The sequence below is a fragment of the Streptomyces sp. GQFP genome (genome assembly GCF_021545335.1).
Classification (GTDB): Bacteria; Actinomycetota; Actinomycetes; order Streptomycetales; family Streptomycetaceae; genus Streptomyces.
In genome coordinates, this window is sequence record NZ_CP089312.1 from 4889352 (window position 1) to 4905476 (window position 16125).

Below are 16125 nucleotides of genomic sequence, written 5' to 3' on the forward strand. Positions count from 1 at the left end.
TGGCATCAACCTCACGGCCCACGGTCGCGGGCCTCCCCCGTGATCCCCGGGCCGACGAGTATCCGATGCCGATCGTTCCGCACGGGCGGCATGCCGTGCCCCGCACTGCCGAGCTGCGTCATGGCAAGGTCGTCAGCCTTCACTGCTTCGGGCGGACGATCAGGGCACTGCGACGGTGGTACGGGCAGCTCTATCCGTCTGACGGACAATTCCTGGAACGCGCCGAGCACCTCATCAACCACGGCGCCACGGTCGGCGCCGCCGCCCGCTCGATCGGCTTCGAGGCCGCACGCATGCTGTGCCGCCTGCGCACGCGCGCGGTCTGACTTCTGACGCATTCCGCGGTCGGCTTCGCGCAGTCGGCCGATCACCGTCGCCTTTGCCAAATGGGCGCGTTGCAGCGGGCAGGCGGTTTATTTGTGAAACACCTGGGGCGATTACGGCACAAGATCGACTTCCCGCCGAGGAAGTCGGACGGCCGACCATATACTCGATTGTCGATATCGACTCCCACCCAAAACCATCTCCATCAAGGAGCATTGAGTTCGTGCAGAATGTAACGGGGAAAGCACTTCTCGTCGGGGCGGCCACAGCACTCGCCATCACCATCGCGACACCGGCTCAGGCCGCGTCCGTCATCGACAAGGGTGACACCGCCTGCGCCAGGAAGAACTCCGCCGGACGGTGCACCTACGGGATAGGCGTGATCTGGCAGTACAAGAAGGGCTCCAACACCCGCACGGTGACCTTCGTCAGCGCCGAGATCAGGCCGGCCAAGACGGGCGCCTCCGCCCGCTGGCTCTACAAGAAGCCGGGCGGCAAGACCCACGTCGGCAAGTCCTGGCGCAAGGCCGTCAAGGGCTCCAACAGCACCGGCAGCTGGTCCGAGACCACGTGGGGCACCATGCAGAGCACCACGGGGCCCAAGTTCCCCAAGAACACGCAGATTTGCATCCAATGGAAGGGCTACGAGAAGAAGGCCTGCCTCAAGGTCACGTAGCCCCGGGCCTGGCGCACAGCCAAGGCCGGTGATCCAGGGGCGCGCCGCAACGCGCCCCTGGAGTCCGCCCTCCGGTCAGTGCTTGATGTGTTCCACGAAGGAGCCCCAGGCCGCTTCGGAAGCAACCAGGATCGGCCCGTGGAGGTTCTTGCTGTCGCGGACGGGGACAACGCCGGGGAGGTCTTTGGAGACCTCTAGGCAGTTGCCGCCGTTGTTGCTGTAGGAGGACTTGACCCAGTTCTCCACGCCGGATGCCGTGAACGTGGTCGGCTGTATGTTCATTCTGAGATCTCTCGCGATAGCTGGTTCAGGATCTTCGGAGTGTCGCGCGGGGGAAGGGCGTTCGACGTCATGGCGTCGAACATCCGAGAGAACCGGCCGACTTCACGCGGCTTGTCGGTGACGGCGACGGTCCGCATCGCGGTGTCGCTCTGGACGGTCGTCGGCAGGCCGTCGCCGAGGATCATGATGTTCACGTCGTGGAAAGCCACGTAACCCCGCTCCCCGTGGGGGAGAACCTGGATGGTGACGTTCTCCAGGGCGGCCAGCTCGATCAGTTCGGCGTACTGATCACGCATCACGTCCGCGCTGCCGACGGGATACCGCAGAGCCGGTTCGTTGAGAACCACCCAGAGTTTCACGGGCTCGTCCTCACGCGTGAGCGCCTCCTTCCGCTTCATACGCATACGCACGCTCTGCTGCATAAACTCCGTCGTGCTTTCGTCGATGAGCTTGTGCAGTTCGTGTACGGCTTCCGCGTATGCCTCGGTCTGAAGCAGGCCCGGGATGACGGACGGGTGGAAGGCCCGGATCTCCCGGGCTGCCGCTTCGATGCCGAGGAAGCGAGGCATGCCGGAGAGCATGTTCGTACTGCCGTCCAACCACCACTCCCGGCTGGACGCCTCCCGCTGGAGAGCGACCAGGCGGTCCATCTGATCCTCGTCGGTGATCCCGTAGCGCTCCAGCAGTTCCCGCAGGTGGCCGGCCTGCCGGAAGGACTTCCAGCCGGTCTCGACACGCTGGAGGGTGCTCTCGTCGATGCTCAGGCCGTCGACAGCTTGAGCCATGGTGAGCCTGGCCTCCTTGCGCAACTGCCGTAGTTCATGGCCGAGTCCGATCCGCCTGGCGGTTGGCTGAGGTTTTGCGGCCATGTGCTCCCCGATCCCGCGCATGTGCGCGCGTTGCGTGCGATGTGTTCAGCCTTGCATCCGGTGCGCGCGCCGCGGAAGCCATGCGCATGCATTGGCAAGTGCCAATTTTCCCACTGAGACTGATTACTGGCAGATTCTATTGCGAATGCCGGACGTTGAGGAGGACGGTGATCCCGAGACGAAAAGACCCCGGCGAGTCGGTCAGGACTCCCGGGGCACGGCCCACCAACTGGTAGGAGTTGATGAACATGGCCGAGCGTAGCGCTGCCGCGCTGCACTGGGTTGGGGTGACCCTGGTTCTCTGGGGCCTCACCCGCCTGATCCCACCGACCGGCGTCCGCCGGAAACCTCCGACGACGGCGCCGACCGTCATGACCAGCACGACCGCAAGTGAACTTGCCGGTTCGGCGGTACGGGTGCCCGCTGCGCGCCGGTCGCCGTACAGCACCGACCGGGCGCCCCTGGACGGTTCGGCGTCCCGACTGTCCCGGCCCTACCTCCCCGCCTTCGCTGACCTTGTTGTCCACGCCGAGCTGAGCACGGTGGGGGCCCGATGACCGGCCAGCGGGGTACCAGGGTTCAAGCGGCCGTACGCCAGGCCGAGTTGCCGATGCTGCGCGCCTACCGGCTCTGGTTCGAGCACGCCCGCAAGTGCGTCGGCTGCAAGCCCGCCCGCAGGGCGATGGACGGGTGCGAGACCGGACAAGAGCTGTGGGGCACCTACCGCCACGCGTACGACGGAGGCGCCGGATGACCACCCAACCCACCGACACCTGCGGGACCGTTCGCGCCTCGCTGTTCTACCGGGCACCGATCCTCAGCGAGACCGGCGCGTGCGTCCTCCCCAAGAGGCACGAGGGCGACCACCAGGACGCCAAGGGCGCACGCTGGTACGTGATTCCGCTCGTCGGCGGAGCGGACCTCGGCGGGAAAAGGGGCCACGCGATGACCCCCGAACCGACCTGGACAGCGGAAGCCCCCTTCTGTTCCCCCCGCTGCGTCCTGGGCCAGCACCCCGGATGCCGCGACTCCGAACCCCGCGACACCGGCGTACCCGGAGTCCACTACCTCGTGTGCACCTGCGCCTGCCACCACCCGGCACCGGCGACAGGAGACGTCGATGAACCCCTTTGATGCCAGGCCGAGTTGGCTGCGTGTGCAACACGGGCCAATGCTCTGGCCAGACGGCCGTCTCACATCCGGGATCTCAGTACGTCGACCTCACAGCCCGGCGCGAACGGGTCGAAGCCGTGCTCGGTCAGCCAGCGAACGCTCAGCAGGCTTCGTAACGACCACCACGCGTGGATCACGTCGATGTCGATGCCGTAGCCGTAGCCGTAGCCGTAGCCGGTGATGACGTCGTCGAGGTGTTCCTCGTGTCCGAGCGTGAAGGTGGCGAGGTCGTGCAGGGCATCGCCCTGGCCCGCCTCGGACCAGTCGATGATGCCGGTGACCTCGTCGCCGTCGACAAAGACGTGCGCGATCTGCAGGTCGCCGTGTGTGAACGCCGGAGTCCACGGCCGGAGCGCGGCCTCGGCGACCTGGCGGTTGCGGGTGACCAGGTCGGCGGGCAGGAGGCCGTTCGTCACGAGCGCCCCGCACTCGTCGTCGAGTTCCGCCGTCAGCTCGACGATGCTCCGGCCGGCCTGGCCAGGTCGAGGTGGCAGCTGCTGTGGAAGGTGCAGGCCGCCGAGGACGCGGCCAGCGGGATCGACTGGGACGTGTCCGTGGACTCCACTGCGGTGCGCGCCCACCAGCACGCCGCCGGTGCACGGATGGAGGGTCTTCCCGTTGCTGGCGGCAAGCGTCAACTTCCCGCTCGCCGTCGGCTTCGGCAGTTGCCGCACCCTCGTGTACTGACTACCGTCCGCACGCAGATCCACGCCGGCGGGGCTGTCGGTGGAGATGACGGCGAGGGAAAGGGGGTCACCTGCGGCCATTTGACCGTCACATCCCCCGCGTTGGTGAGGTAGGCGACGGGGCCGCCGAACCGGTCCACAGCCCAGAAACGCCCACGCCGGTCGGCGGGCGCGCCCACCTGGTCCTTCAGCGGGCCCAGTTCGCTGGTGCCCACGCGATCGGACGGAACCGCGCCGGGGAAGTAGGTGATCTCCAGCTTGGCCGCCGCTTCGTTCTGGCTGACGAGGTAACCGTCGGCCAGTTCCGCGTAGCCTGACGGCACCGTGATCACATGTTTCGTAGTGCGGTCGTAGACACCGGCTTTCCCGGTGGGACCGCAGGACCAGTAGATCCATCGATCCACCACCTGAATCTCCTCGGGGATGCAAGGGGCGCCCACGGACACCGCGGAGCCGCGTGCCTTCATCGACGGCAGGGACACCGCGGAGACGGTGCCGCTCTCGCGGCCCGCGCTCCACAGCTCGTTGCCCCACAGAGAAGCAGCGTGCCACTGGGCGGTGTGGCTCAGCTCCTTGGTTCCGTCGAGGACGTACTGGAACCGTGAGTTGGGGCGCTGAAGGGTGTACCTGCCGGATGCCGACAGCGTGGGCACCCAGTGGCCCCGGGGAAACCGGACGACGTCGCCTTCCCCGGTGGGGACCAGCCGCAGGCACTCCCCGGTGCACTGCAGGTCCCCCCTGGGCCCGTCCGCGGGATGCCGCCCGAGGTCGCCGACGTTCCGCAGGGGCGTGGCGTTCAGCGTGCCCCCGGCGGTAAGCGACAGGGAGGAGCCGGAAAGATATGTGGTCGCGCGAGAGACACCAGGCGGTACGTGCAGTGTGCCGACCCGCAGTTGTCCATGGTCGACCGCGACACCGCCGACGTCGTACACCGTCTGCCGTGGCAGCGGTACGTGTACGCCGACGGCCGGGGTCCCGTCGGCGCCGAGCGTAATGCGCCGAACCGCCCAGTCGTCCGGGTCCGAGCCGCTCACGACGTAGACGGCGCCGTCTACGCCTGTGATGGGCCGGGTGTCGGATTTCGGCAGCAGGGTGAGGGCCGTGCCGCCGGCGGCGGGCTGGGCCAGGAGTTCGCCGTCGCCGCCGGGGTAGACAATCCAGTCGTCCAGCAACGTCAGATTGCTTGGAGAATTCTTGAGGGGGGTTCGGGGCGCGTCCGGATGGTCACGGTCGACGAGGTAGCGGGGCTGATCGTCTGCGAAGGAGTCGTACAAGACCGTGGTGGCGCTGAGCGACACCAGTTGCGTGGCCGAGGCGCCATCCTCGGGCACCACGGTCAGGCGGCCGGCCGCGAAGTCCAGCAGCGTCTGGATGCCGTAAGGGCCCCCGAAATGGATGGCGGCTCCCCGGGAGTCCACCAGCGCGTCGGTGACGGTTCCCGGCAAGGTGTCCGGGACGCCGGACACCAGCCGGTCGACCGGGCGGCCACCGGCCGCGGGCATCTCCAGCAGGTGCAGCGTCCACTTGCCAGCTGTTTTCCGCAGCGTCATCAGGCGGTTCTCGGCGAACACCGTCGTGGCGGTGTCGCCGGCCGGCAGATCGAACTGTACGGCCTTGCCAGTGTCGTAGTCCCGGATCCGGTAGGAGCGGGTGGTGCCGACCTGCTCCAGGCCGAAGCCACCATTGACGCCCCACATGTCGTTGAGATGGAGGGGCTGGGGCAGGCCGTTCACGTATGTACTGTCCCGCCGCTCCCACGTGAACTGGGCCGGATTGCCACTCTCGGTGCCGAGGGACAGAAAGCCGGAATCGTCGGCACTGATCGGGGCCGCCGGCTGCGCCAGCGGCCCCAGCTCCCCCTTGAGGGTGACCGACGGCATCCCCGCGCTGTCCGCGACCGCGGACCCCGCCTCCGCCGACGGCACCAGCCCCGCCCCAACCGCCAGGACCGTCACGACCGAGGCAGCCCCTGACCTGCCCCTTCGCCACCCTCGCCGACGTCCTGCCCGCGTCATGCGCCCGCCCCCGATCCGTTGATCCCTTGAACATCATGTGTGATCGCTGAACACCGTGGACGGCGTTCAGCCGCTGTGCCGATCCATCTGACGCTCGATCCCCTCGGAACGTTGTACGGGGACGACGTGGCGTCCTGACCGCCCGACGGTCCCGCCGCACCCACACTTGCCTTCACCGACTCTCGCGGATATCCGCCCAGTTCACACGCCGCTTGCGATGTACTGGGCCACCCTCTGGGGGCCTAGGCGTTGTTTCTCGGGTCATGTGCGGAGCCAGATGAGGAGTGCGGCGAGGGTGACGGTGCCGAGGTAGGTGTAGGCCCGTTTCTTGTAGTGCTCGCGGTTGATCCCGGTGGGCCGGCCGCCACGGGATCCGCGGTCGTGGCGGTGTCTGAGCTGGTCGAGTCGCTCGGGAAGAGATGACGGTCCTGCCGAGTGCGGACGAACAGACGCGTCAGCTCGTGGAGTTGGGCACCTTCCTTGGCGCCCCTCGGCCGGATTCCGTATCCGGCGACGACGATGACCTCGTAGCCATGACCGCCGACCTGGCGGCCCGCGCCGGACTGTTCGTCCAGCAGGACGACGTGGGCGGTATCAACGTGGTGGACGGTGTCGATCCGGAGGCGCGACGCCGCCGCCTTTGGGGAGATTTCTGGCTCGAACACGGCATCCCGGCACTTCCCGAGCCGGACGAACTCGACGTTCTTCTCGACCGCACACCCGGCGAGGCCGCGAACCGCCTGCGGAGCGCCACTCAGGAAGTGATCCGAGCCGTCATGGCCGGATCACGTGCCTCCGAGATGGAAGCCGCCGAGGCCCCATGGACGCCCGCAGACATTGATGAGCACGACCGACTCTCCGACCAACTGAATCGTCTGACGAACCTTCTCGCCGACTGCGCACAGATCGGGTGAGCGCAGGCGCCGTCGTTCGGGGGCGGAGCCCCCGCCCCGCCCCGTACTGGATCTCAGGACCCCTTGATCAGCTTCTTGATCTCGGGCGGTAGTTCCCCGCCGGAGTCGGAGTCGGAGTCGACAGCGACGAAGAGGACGTCGGCCGGGGCCCCGTCCAGCGCGATGGCCAGGGTGGAGTCCACTCCCTCGATCTCGTAGGCGATCGTCGAGTCCGGTGACGCCTGGCCGTCCCCGTCGTCCGGCGAGTCGTCGCACGGCGGGATGACGGCCGTACCCAGCTTCTTCCCGAGCTTGAACTCGGCGTTGGCCACGTCCGAGTACACGCGCTTGTCGTACTCGACCCGGAACTCGCAGGACGACTCGGACTCGCCGCCGCTCGACGACGCGCACGCGGCGGACACCGCGACGGTGGCCGCGGCCACGAGTGCTCTCAGGATCGCGTTCCTCATGACCGGAACTGCGGTTCTCACCTGGGTATCTCCTCCCGCAGGCCGCGGCCAACTACTGGACAGGGCATGTTAGTTGAGGCCGTGCTCGATTTGGTGAGCACGTCACCGCAGCCAGCGACAGGTAAGAGGGCCGTTCCAGGTAGTGGCCCAGCGACACGTCGGCGCCCGAAGCCAGTCGCTCGGCAGCGGAGGCGACGAGCGTCGCGAGACGGGTGATGTCGCGGTCCCGCTCGTCGGCGAAACGGGGCGCGTACTCGGCGAGCCGCTCCCCGAGCCACGCCGCCGCCTCCTTCGCCTCGTCCCACGTACCGCGCACCAGCGAGCCCGGCTTGATCAGCCAGTACGCCGTCTCCAGCGGTGGCAGGTCCACCACCGGGAACTCCGCGGCCACTTCGCGGTACCGCTGGAGCAACTCCGGCCTGCTGCCCGCCGGGGGCGGGGTGGGGTGCGGTGGTCGTCGTAGGGCGTCCTGGTCGAAGCGGTGCTTCGGGCCGGTCCAGAGATAGCCGTGATGGTGCACCAGCCGTACCCGTTCTCGGTGTTGGGATTGAGGGGTGGGGTTGGGGTTCGCGGGGTCGGCCGGTCCCGGACCCGATCCCGGGCCCGTGGGCGGGAACCGGGACCGGCCGACCCTGGAGTGGGCGCGAGGTCAGACCGGCAGGCCGAACCGCGCCGGGTCGATGCCCGCCGCGTCCAACTCCTCCGTGGTGAACCGCAACGGCACCGCGTCCGGCCGCTTGCTGTCACCGAGGGCCCAGGCGCCGTCGCCGATTCGGGCGAGGGTCACGCATCCCTCCGTACAGGGGCCGCCGCACGCCTTCACGAACGACGCTCCGTTGATGTCAAGCGCATACAGGTCGGATCCGTCCAGCATCACTGCACCTTCCTGCTCAACTGATCGCGGCCATGACTGACCGCCGCCGCCCTTGTCGGGCGGGAGTTCATGGGGAGGAGGGGGAACACCTCAGCGAATAGATGCCTAATGCGCCTCGGCCTGGTGCCGACGCATCCTCACATTGCAGTCGGATACAGCGCTGTAGTCCCCCGTCGAGCGCGCGTTCCCACGGGCAACCGACAGAGACAGACAGTCAGAACAGCCGGGCTTTGCCGAGGGCTCAGGCGGCATTCCAATCGGACGAGTTCTCTCGGGAGTCCGCCCGCTGGAACCCGAGGAATTATCTCCACTCTCCATGGAATAATTATCGCGCCCCAATAGACCTTCAGGGAGGCTTAGTTGCGTTGACGCATAAAACCGTCTGCGACCTCTTCGAGGAAGGCCGATGTGTCATCACCAGTGAGCGCGTGCTCCCAGAACAGATCGAACAGATTCAGGTGCTGGGATATGTCCCTCGGATCGCGCAACACGACTTCTCCGGAGAACAGTTCGATCGTCACTAGGCGGTCGTCGTAGACGACAAAGATGTTCATGGGAGTTCCAGGAACCAGCACGCCCTGTGGAACTATCCCGATCTCGACGTTGGGCTTCCTGTTGACCTCCGCCATGTGTACGCACTGGGCCGCCATGGCACCGGCGTTGGCTCGCTGCCACTTGACAGCCTGCTCGGTCATCAGGAACCAGAAGGAGCGTGACGTGTCGTCCAGGATGGCCTGGCGGTCCATACGGGCCTGCACTGCTCGCGCAACATCCCTGTTCGGGTCGCCTGCCACCGTGGGGGAAAGCGTCTCGGTGGCGTACTCACGAACGTGCAGGAGGCCGGTGGGGACGGCGGGCAGGAAGTGCCGCATCACTTGCGAAGAGGACTCAAGTGCCTTCAGTTCGGCTTGTTTGTGATAGAGCCCAACGCGTGCATAGGCACGCCACGATGCGTAGTCGACGTTCGCACGTCGGGCCAGGGCTAGAAGCTCATCAGCAACCTCACCGGGCACGGCCAGTGCCTTGAGGATGCGTTCAACGTCAATAACCGTGGGCAGGGCACGGCCGGTTTCGATACGACTGATCTTCGTCTGACTCATATTGCAGCGAAGCGCCAGGCGTTCGCCGCTCAGACCGGAAGCACGACGGAGACCCCGAAGGGCCTCCGCCAAGTCCTTCCGTTCCCGTGCTTGTGTCTCAGGTTCGATAGGCACTGAACGGTACGGCACTTTCTAGAGCGATATCCCGCCACGCGAGATATTTGCCGATGTCGGGTTCCTGAATCAGCTCCCGATTGATCTGGGTGCCGTCGGGGCGGTAGTTGAGATGAACCACGATCTTCTCGTCGAAAAGCCAGAAGTCCTGCTCAGGCAGTCCGAGGTTCTCCCGCTCCGTCACGTCGACTATCTGGTAGTCCTCCCCTGCCGCGACGTTCCCAGGGATCGCCCACTCGAAGAGATAGCGACTGTACGGCGTGAGCGGTCGCCGCACGATCTTGGCCCGGGTCATCGTCCGCCCGGCCTCCGTATGGTCCCGGATGGTCTGGTGCCAGGAAGCGTTGAAGCCGTCCGGCACGGTGGCTCCGGCCAGGAAGTCGCGGAGTGTCTCGGCCTCAAAGGGCATCGTGTACGTCTGGTGCACTTCGAGCCGGAACGCAGAGCGCTTGAAGTCTCTGAAGTACGCCTTCCACTCGTCGCCGTCCAGCAGTACGGGTCTAGAGCCAGCCTCGGGCACGTGCCGCCTCCTTCAGGATGTCTTCCGGAACCAGCACGACCGACTCACCGTCCGGCACCGGGTGGATCACGTCGTACCCCTGAATGGCCAGCATGCCGGGTTCCGGAGTCGCGTACACGGTCGGGCAGTCGCCGTTCCCGCACTTGTCGTCGTCGGCACTCCCGCACGGCCCGCCGGCGATGATCCGTAGTTCGTCCACTGAGACCCCTCTCGGTCTGCGTCGTGAGCAAGCTACGGAACGTCCTGCCCCGGCAACAAGGGTGGCCCACCGTCCAGTCACGAAGTCGCATAGAACGGTGGGGCTGAGTCAGAGGGAGAGACCATCTGAACAGGGATGACAGGGAGTTGAACAACGCTCTGCGCATGACCGACAGCGACTGGGGCAAGGCAGATCCCACCGCGCGGGCGTGACCGGGACGCGGGCCTACGCCCTACGTTGATTCAGGCTCAAACGTCACTCGGGCGCCTCTTCACGTATTCCGCGAACGGTACGGAGTGGGCCAGAGCGATTCGTTGCCACTCCAAGTAGGGGCCGGTGTCCCCCGCGAACAGCTCCCGGTTGATCTGTGTCCCGTCCACCCGGAAGTTGAGGTGCACGATCCGCGACCCGTCGAACATCCACCAGTCGGTGCCGGTGAGCGGAAGGCCGTGGTCGTCCTGGCTGACGTCCAGGACCTTGTGTTCCGGGGGCTTGGAATCGCCACGGAGGAAACGTGCGACGTTCTCTGCTTCCTTGGGCATCGTGTACACGGGTTGGGCTTCGAACCGCCATGCGTCACGCTCGTACGCGTCGAAATGATCGCCGCCTCTCGTCACCGTCCAAGAGCACGTGCAGCCTCCCTGAATTGCCGGTGTTCAGTCCGGACGTTCAGCGGTCATACGACGATGCACGTCATCGCCGCCCACACCAGCGGCGAGTGTTCGATCCTGCCCCCCGCCCGCCAGTGGTCCAGCTGTTCGCGTTGCCAACCCGCCAAGCTGCTTACCGGGTCCGGGTGTTCGTGGGCCCTGTCTATCGCTGTGATCGCTGACGACAGGGGGCGTACGGACTCGCCCGTCCAGGGCCGAACGGAGGTCGCGCAGGGCGGGACCGTCCAGTCCGGCGGTGTCCGCCGCGTCGTCGATCAGCCGCAGGACGCCCTCCAAGTGGCTTGGCACTTCCGCCTGTTGGGGTGTGCCTCGCCACCACTGGAGGAGGGGGTCGAGGGCCGCCTCGTGCTCCGCGATCAACTCCGCCGCGCAGTCGTCCGGCTGATCGTCGCCGAAATCGCCCTCGCCGTCGAACAGTTGCTGGCAGTGGTGGGTGAGCGCGGCCAACTCCAGTCCCAGCAGGTCCGGTTCGAGCGCGGGTATCGCGTCCGGGTACGACTCCGGCCACCACCGGGCCGCCCAGTGGCCCAGGGCGAGCCGGGCGGCGCTGCCCGCGAGGGCGGTCGGGTGCGCTGTCACCCGTACACCGGTCGACTCCCCCGTCGTACGGTCGTGGACAGAACAACCGGCGGCTCGACACCGTCGGGGTGGCGGCGGCAGCGGAGATCACCGAGCTGACCCGTTGGGTGGACGCGGACGACGCCGGTCTCCTGGTCGGTCTGCGGATCAGCGGACCGGGGTTCCGGACGTTCGAGACGACCTGGAAGCGCTCGCCGGACTCCTCCCTGAGGGTGGGTCTTCGGCTCGCCGCCGTCGTCGATCCGGACAGCGGTCTGTTCCGCATGGGGTCGTGAGTCGTGATGAGCGCGAACGAGATGCTGGAGCTGTGGTGGACGGTCCCCACGGTGCCGGCGCTGCTCGGCTACGGGCTCTCCCTGGCCGGAGTCACCCCGGCCCAGCGGGCCGTCTGGACCACGGCCCGGATCGTGGCGGTGGAGCAGCCGGCGCACGGTGCCTCCAAGCACCCCGGGATACCGGTGACGGTCGCGTTCCGGGACCCGGGCAGCGGGCAGCGGGCAGCGGGCAGCGGGCAGCGGGCAGCGGGCAGGAGATCGTACTGCCCAACGCCGGCAAGCACGGCCACACGATCGACGAGGCCTGGGTGGGGCGGGAGTTCGCAGTGCGTTACCCGCGCGGGCGGCCGGACCGGTTCCGCATCGTGCTCGACACAGTCCCCGACAGGAACGGCCGGGCCGCCCCCAACTGTGCGGTCGCCCTGCTCCTCCTCGGGCTGGCCGTCCACGCGACCGTCGCCTGGGGCTACCCGGGGGCGCTGCTCGGCTTCGGCGCCCTGGTCACCGCGTACGTCGCGAACGGCGCCGATCTCCGTACGGTGCGCGCCCGTGACGCCCTGCTGGCCTCCGCCGTCGCCGTCCCGGCCCGTGTCGTGGCCGTCACCAGGGACGTCTACACCGACGGCGAGGGCGACGAGGTCTTCAACCACGCCCCCGTCATCGTCTTCACCACCACCGAGGGCACCCGGATGACCGTGCTGTGCCGCGAGGGTGTCCCCAACCCCAGCCGCTCCCTGGACCGCGACCTCACCATCCACTACGCGCCCACCGCCCCGACCGTCTACACCCCGGACCCGGCGGCCGAGCACCGCTCCAACGAGGGGACACTCGGCGTCATCATCATCGTGCTGATCGCCGGAGCCGCGGCAATGGTGACCGGCGCGGTCCTGCTGGGAATCCGGTAGGCAGGAACGAGCAAGCGCCCGGGCCGGCCGAAGCCGTCCGAGCGCCGCCCTTCCCTCTCTACTGGCTCTACTTGGTCGTGCGGTACGCCCGATTGATCGTCTGCTTCAGCGTGTTGCCGTCCTTGTCCGTGAGCGTCACGCGCAGCGAAACCGTGCCCGCCTTCGCCGGGTGACGCAGGTCGAGGCGCTTGCCCGCGACCGCCTTCGCCGGGTGCCAGGTCCGGCCGTCGTCGTAGGAGACCGAGAAGGCCAGTTTGCGGGCGGTGCGCGCGGTGGCCGCGCCCTCGACGGCGAACGGGACCGAGAAGCGCGTACCCGCCTTGGCCGTGCTCGCCATGCTCAGCCGGGGGTTGAAGCGGACCGCCGACAGCGGCAGCCGCTGCCCGACACCGGTGACGTGCGCGGAGGTGAAGGTCCACTCGGCGGTGACGCGGGTGGAGACCGACGACAGCGAGGTCGGGCGGGAGACGTCCGTGGTGAGACGGTACGCGCGCTTGGCGGCGGGGAGTTCGTACGTGAAGCCGGCCAGGTCCCTGTTCACGGCGAAGACCTTCGTGCCGCCCGAGTACAGAGTGCTCTTCGCCTTGCTGTAGCTGGAGTCGCCGACATGTCCGGCTCCGTCGGAGAACAGCGGAAGGTACGCCATGAAGGTGTCGCCGACCCGGACCGCACCCGGACGATCCTCGTTGCCGGTCAGCGGACCCGTCAGGTGCGGGCCGAAGACCCCGGTGTTGAACCGCTCGGTGTACTGCTTGCCCGCGCTGTACGCACGGGGGTTCGCGGTCCACTGGCTGGCCTCGGACACCGGTTCGCCGTCCGCGTCCGGGCCGCCCTCCTGCCAGACGGAGTACCTCCACTTCACGCCCGGCAGGACGTAGTCGGTGAGGGTGGCCGGCAGGGAGAAGTCGGTCGGGTAGAAGTCGAACCAGGCGCCGCCCGGCATCATGGGCGCGGCGACGAGCGTCCCCGTCTTGCCCTTGGCGGGCGCACCGGCGGGGATGCTGACCTTGGCGAACTGCGTGCGCTTGAGGTTCGCGGTGAAGCCGGCCAGATCGCCGGTACGGTTCATCACCGGCCGGTAGTTCGTACTGCCGTGCGTCCAGGTGCCGTTGTACTGCGCGAACGCCTCCTTCGCGGGCAGCCGGGCGCCGAACTGCCCCACCCGCAGCTTGCCGAAGCTGCCCATGTCGTACGTGGAGATGCTCCGGTTCCCGTTGATGTCGAACCCGAAGTTGAGGGTGGCGTCGGTGTGCTTGGCCTTGCTGTCCGGCACGGTGATCCGCACCGGCTTGGCCTTGCGGGCGTCCATGACGAGGGTGGTGTCACGGGTGAGCGCGAACTTCGGGTTGAGGAGGAGGGCCAGCTCGCCGGCCTCGGGGGTGGCGCCCGTGTCGATACGGCCTTCGAGGCTGTAACGGCCCCTGGGCAGCCGTACGGTGAACTCGCCGTCCGCGTCGTCCGAGTAGTCGTTCCAGATCTGGTTGTCCAGCCCCTGCACCCCGGTCTGCGAACGCCCGGTGGGCTTCCCCTTGAGGTCGAGGTGCTTGACGGTCAGGTCGTACGACTCGACCTCGCGCTGTACGCCGACACCGGTCCGCACGGAGTTGCCGCCCCCGTCCGTCGCGGTGACCGAGCCGCCGAAGCCGCCGTCGGCCGTGCCCGCGCTGCTGTCGGCCGTGACCTGGGCGGTCGCGGTGGAGCCCGCCGGGACGGTGAGCTGCTTCGGCGAGACCTCGAACATGCCCTCGGCGGCGGGCTTTCCGTCCTCGCCGTACGCCTCGGTGGTCAGGTCGAGGGTGAGGGGCGCGTCGCCGTCGTTGCGGTAGGTGATGGTCTTGGTGACCGGCTGGTCGTCGGTGTGCGGCCACTGCTGGGTGGGGAAGCCGACGGTCGCGGGCGTGGTGGTGAGCTGCTGGCCGAGGGCGCGGACGATGTCCGTACGTCCCGTGCCCTGCGCGAACGCCGAGACACCGGCCGTGGGCTTGGCGGACGCGGTGAGGGCGGCCTTGATGCGCTCGCCGGTCCAGTCGGGGTGGCGCTGGGCGAGGATCGCGGCGGCGCCCGCGACATGCGGGGTCGCCATCGACGTACCGCTCATCGAGACGTAACCGTCGGCGGCGGGGTCTCCCTCCGTGCCCTCGGCGGCCTTCGCGGCGACGATGTCGACGCCGGGGGCGGTGAGGTCGGGCTTGAGGGCGCCATCCGCCGTCGGCCCCCGGCTGGAGAACTCGGCCATCGCATCATCACGGTCCACCGCGCCCACGGTGAGCGCGGCGGCGGCGCTGCCCGGCGAGCCGACGGTGCCGGCGGAGGGCCCGTCATTGCCTGCCGCGATCACGAAGAGGACGCCGGAGGAGGCGGACAGGTCGTTCACGGCCTGTTCGAGGGGGTCGTCACCGGGGCTGTCGGGGCCGCCCAGGCTGAGGTTGATCACCTTGGCGCCCTGGGCGATGGCCCACTGCGCACCGGCGATGATCCCGGACTCCTCGCCGTAGCCGCTGTCGTCGAGCACCTTGCCGCTGATCAGCCGGGCGCCGGGAGCGACCCCCTTGTACTTGCCCCCGGACTTCGCACCGGACCCCGCGACAGTGGACGCCACATGCGTGCCATGCCCCACCCGGTCGACGGTGTCCGCCGCCTCGGAGAAGTTCTTCGCCGCGTCGATACGGCCCTTCAGATCCGGGTGCGTGCCGTCGACCCCGGTGTCCAGCACGGCGACCTTGACGCCCTTGCCGTCGAACCCGGCGGCCCAGGCCTCGGGGGCGCCGATCTGCGCGACGCTCCGGTCGAGAGCCGCCTCGACCTTCCCGTCGAGCCAGATCCGCTCGACCTTGTCCGCGGCGGCCGACATCGCCCGCGCCGACCCCCCGCTCCCGGTGAGCGTCTCCCACAGCTCGGCGCCCTCGGCCTTACGGGCCCTGAGCGCGTCCCCGTTCACACTGGGCAGGTCCCGGCTCACCCGGGCCCCGGCGGCGGACAGCGCGCTCGGCGTGAGAGCGCGGCCCTTGGCGTACGTCACGATCAGCGGCAGATCGGCGCGGGCCGCATCGTCGTACCCCCACTTCACCAGCTGCGTCACATCGAACAGCCGCCGGTCGGCGGTGCCGTTGGCGAGCAGCCGCTCGGCATCACGCGGGACGACGAGGGTCCGGTCGGCGTCCCGCGCTATTCGGAAGGTGGTGCCCTCCCGCCCCTTGGCGGGCCGTACACCGGTGACCTGCCCGGCGGAGTCCAGGGTCACCCGGTCCCCGGTGACAAGGGTGACGGTCTTCGCCTCACCGAGGCGGCCGGCCGTAACACTGCCGGTCTGCGCGGCCTGCGACCCCGACGCCCCGAGCAGCGTCCCGGTAAGGGCTGCGGCGGTGAGCAGGGCGAGGGCCGTGGCCTCGCGTCGTCGTCTGTTGCGGTGGTTCAAGGGAAACCTTTCTCTCCGGGGGGCGGGGGCGCCCCTTTAGGGGCGCGGGGAACTGCGCGACCAGCCCCCACCGGCCCCGCTGCCA

General features: G+C 68.3%; 21 protein-coding genes and 1 pseudogene. 8 read left to right on the forward strand and 14 right to left on the reverse strand.

The window, feature by feature from the left end; all coding sequences use genetic code 11:
* The first annotated feature begins 65 nt into the window (after nt 1-65).
* Both LUX31_RS21610 and LUX31_RS21615 read left to right on the forward strand, forming a co-directional pair.
* A complete protein-coding gene (locus tag LUX31_RS21610; RefSeq protein ID WP_235476573.1) occupies nt 66-326 on the forward strand; it encodes a hypothetical protein in 261 nt (86 codons plus the stop codon).
* 221 nt (nt 327-547) lie between these two features.
* On the forward strand, nt 548-1000 hold the full coding sequence (locus LUX31_RS21615; RefSeq protein ID WP_235476574.1) for a hypothetical protein: 453 nt from the start codon (nt 548-550) through the stop codon (nt 998-1000).
* A 75-nt stretch (nt 1001-1075) separates the two neighbouring features.
* Here the strand turns inward: LUX31_RS21615 and LUX31_RS21620 are convergent, their stop codons facing one another.
* Entirely contained in the window at nt 1076-1282 is a 207-nt protein-coding gene (locus tag LUX31_RS21620; RefSeq protein WP_235476576.1) for a DUF397 domain-containing protein, read from the reverse strand.
* A complete protein-coding gene (locus LUX31_RS21625) occupies nt 1279-2172 on the reverse strand; it encodes a helix-turn-helix domain-containing protein (RefSeq protein WP_328285682.1) in 894 nt (297 codons plus the stop codon). The genes LUX31_RS21620 and LUX31_RS21625 overlap by 4 nt, the downstream gene beginning before the upstream one ends.
* Before the next feature lie 227 nt (nt 2173-2399).
* Here LUX31_RS21625 and LUX31_RS21630 point away from each other — a divergent pair, with 227 nt between their 5' ends.
* The 3 genes from LUX31_RS21630 to LUX31_RS21640 are packed head-to-tail and all read left to right on the forward strand — an operon-like array spanning nt 2400 to nt 3285.
* On the forward strand, nt 2400-2708 hold the full coding sequence (locus tag LUX31_RS21630) for a hypothetical protein (RefSeq protein ID WP_235476579.1): 309 nt from the start codon (nt 2400-2402) through the stop codon (nt 2706-2708).
* Nucleotides 2705-2905: a hypothetical protein gene (locus LUX31_RS21635; RefSeq protein ID WP_235476581.1), complete on the forward strand. Its 201-nt coding sequence runs from the start codon at nt 2705-2707 to the stop codon at nt 2903-2905. The genes LUX31_RS21630 and LUX31_RS21635 overlap by 4 nt, the downstream gene beginning before the upstream one ends.
* Nucleotides 2902-3285 carry a hypothetical protein gene (locus LUX31_RS21640; protein WP_235476583.1) on the forward strand — a complete coding sequence of 128 codons (384 nt, stop codon included), beginning with the start codon at nt 2902-2904 and terminating at the stop codon, nt 3283-3285. Before LUX31_RS21635 ends, LUX31_RS21640 begins: the two co-directional genes overlap by 4 nt.
* Before the next feature lie 59 nt (nt 3286-3344).
* Here LUX31_RS21640 and LUX31_RS21645 read toward each other — a convergent pair whose 3' ends face one another.
* A complete protein-coding gene (locus LUX31_RS21645; protein WP_443046065.1) occupies nt 3345-4058 on the reverse strand; it encodes a phosphotransferase in 714 nt (237 codons plus the stop codon).
* Entirely contained in the window at nt 3959-5965 is a 2007-nt protein-coding gene (locus LUX31_RS21655) for a hypothetical protein (protein ID WP_235476584.1), read from the reverse strand. The genes LUX31_RS21645 and LUX31_RS21655 overlap by 100 nt, the downstream gene beginning before the upstream one ends.
* 479 nt (nt 5966-6444) lie before the next feature.
* On the opposite strand from LUX31_RS21655, the gene LUX31_RS21660 reads away from it, so the two are divergent.
* Nucleotides 6445-6939, forward strand: a complete 495-nt coding sequence (locus LUX31_RS21660) for a hypothetical protein (protein ID WP_235476586.1) — start codon at nt 6445-6447, stop codon at nt 6937-6939.
* A gap of 53 nt (nt 6940-6992) precedes the next feature.
* Here LUX31_RS21660 and LUX31_RS21665 read toward each other — a convergent pair whose 3' ends face one another.
* The 8 genes and pseudogenes from LUX31_RS21665 to LUX31_RS21700 all read right to left on the reverse strand — a co-directional run bounded on the left by LUX31_RS21665 (nt 6993) and on the right by LUX31_RS21700 (nt 11445).
* The gene (locus LUX31_RS21665; RefSeq protein WP_235476587.1) at nt 6993-7409 is read right to left on the reverse strand and encodes a DUF6281 family protein; all 417 of its coding nucleotides are present in this window, start codon (nt 7407-7409) and stop codon (nt 6993-6995) included.
* 31 nt (nt 7410-7440) lie between these two features.
* Entirely contained in the window at nt 7441-7908 is a 468-nt protein-coding gene (locus LUX31_RS21670; protein ID WP_235476589.1) for a hypothetical protein, read from the reverse strand.
* Between the two features lie 129 nt (nt 7909-8037).
* Nucleotides 8038-8262 carry a DUF397 domain-containing protein gene (locus LUX31_RS21675; protein ID WP_235476590.1) on the reverse strand — a complete coding sequence of 75 codons (225 nt, stop codon included), beginning with the start codon at nt 8260-8262 and terminating at the stop codon, nt 8038-8040.
* Between the two features lie 356 nt (nt 8263-8618).
* Nucleotides 8619-9491, reverse strand: coding sequence for a helix-turn-helix domain-containing protein (locus tag LUX31_RS21680; RefSeq protein WP_328285683.1), 873 nt, complete (start codon nt 9489-9491; stop codon nt 8619-8621).
* Complete coding sequence (locus tag LUX31_RS21685; RefSeq protein ID WP_235476594.1) at nt 9460-9996, reverse strand: DUF6879 family protein; 537 nt, start codon at nt 9994-9996, stop codon at nt 9460-9462. Before LUX31_RS21685 ends, LUX31_RS21680 begins: the two co-directional genes overlap by 32 nt.
* Nucleotides 9977-10195 (reverse strand): hypothetical protein, encoded by a 219-nt coding sequence (locus tag LUX31_RS21690; RefSeq protein WP_235476595.1) that lies wholly within the window; start codon nt 10193-10195, stop codon nt 9977-9979. Before LUX31_RS21690 ends, LUX31_RS21685 begins: the two co-directional genes overlap by 20 nt.
* 248 nt (nt 10196-10443) lie before the next feature.
* Nucleotides 10444-10825: pseudogene (locus LUX31_RS21695) on the reverse strand (DUF6879 family protein).
* A 26-nt stretch (nt 10826-10851) separates the two neighbouring features.
* Nucleotides 10852-11445, reverse strand: a complete 594-nt coding sequence (locus LUX31_RS21700) for a hypothetical protein (RefSeq protein WP_235476597.1) — start codon at nt 11443-11445, stop codon at nt 10852-10854.
* A gap of 68 nt (nt 11446-11513) precedes the next feature.
* Here LUX31_RS21700 and LUX31_RS21705 point away from each other — a divergent pair, with 68 nt between their 5' ends.
* A complete protein-coding gene (locus LUX31_RS21705; protein ID WP_235476603.1) occupies nt 11514-11720 on the forward strand; it encodes a hypothetical protein in 207 nt (68 codons plus the stop codon).
* 68 nt (nt 11721-11788) lie between these two features.
* Here the strand turns inward: LUX31_RS21705 and LUX31_RS21710 are convergent, their stop codons facing one another.
* A complete protein-coding gene (locus LUX31_RS21710; RefSeq protein ID WP_235476605.1) occupies nt 11789-12004 on the reverse strand; it encodes a hypothetical protein in 216 nt (71 codons plus the stop codon).
* Nucleotides 12005-12046: 42 nt separating this feature from the next.
* Between LUX31_RS21710 and LUX31_RS21715 the strand changes: the two genes are divergently transcribed.
* Nucleotides 12047-12625, forward strand: a complete 579-nt coding sequence (locus LUX31_RS21715) for a hypothetical protein (RefSeq protein WP_235476606.1) — start codon at nt 12047-12049, stop codon at nt 12623-12625.
* A gap of 67 nt (nt 12626-12692) precedes the next feature.
* Here LUX31_RS21715 and LUX31_RS21720 read toward each other — a convergent pair whose 3' ends face one another.
* On the reverse strand, nt 12693-16040 hold the full coding sequence (locus LUX31_RS21720; RefSeq protein WP_235476608.1) for a S8 family peptidase: 3348 nt from the start codon (nt 16038-16040) through the stop codon (nt 12693-12695).
* Between the last annotated feature and the right edge of the window lie 85 nt (nt 16041-16125).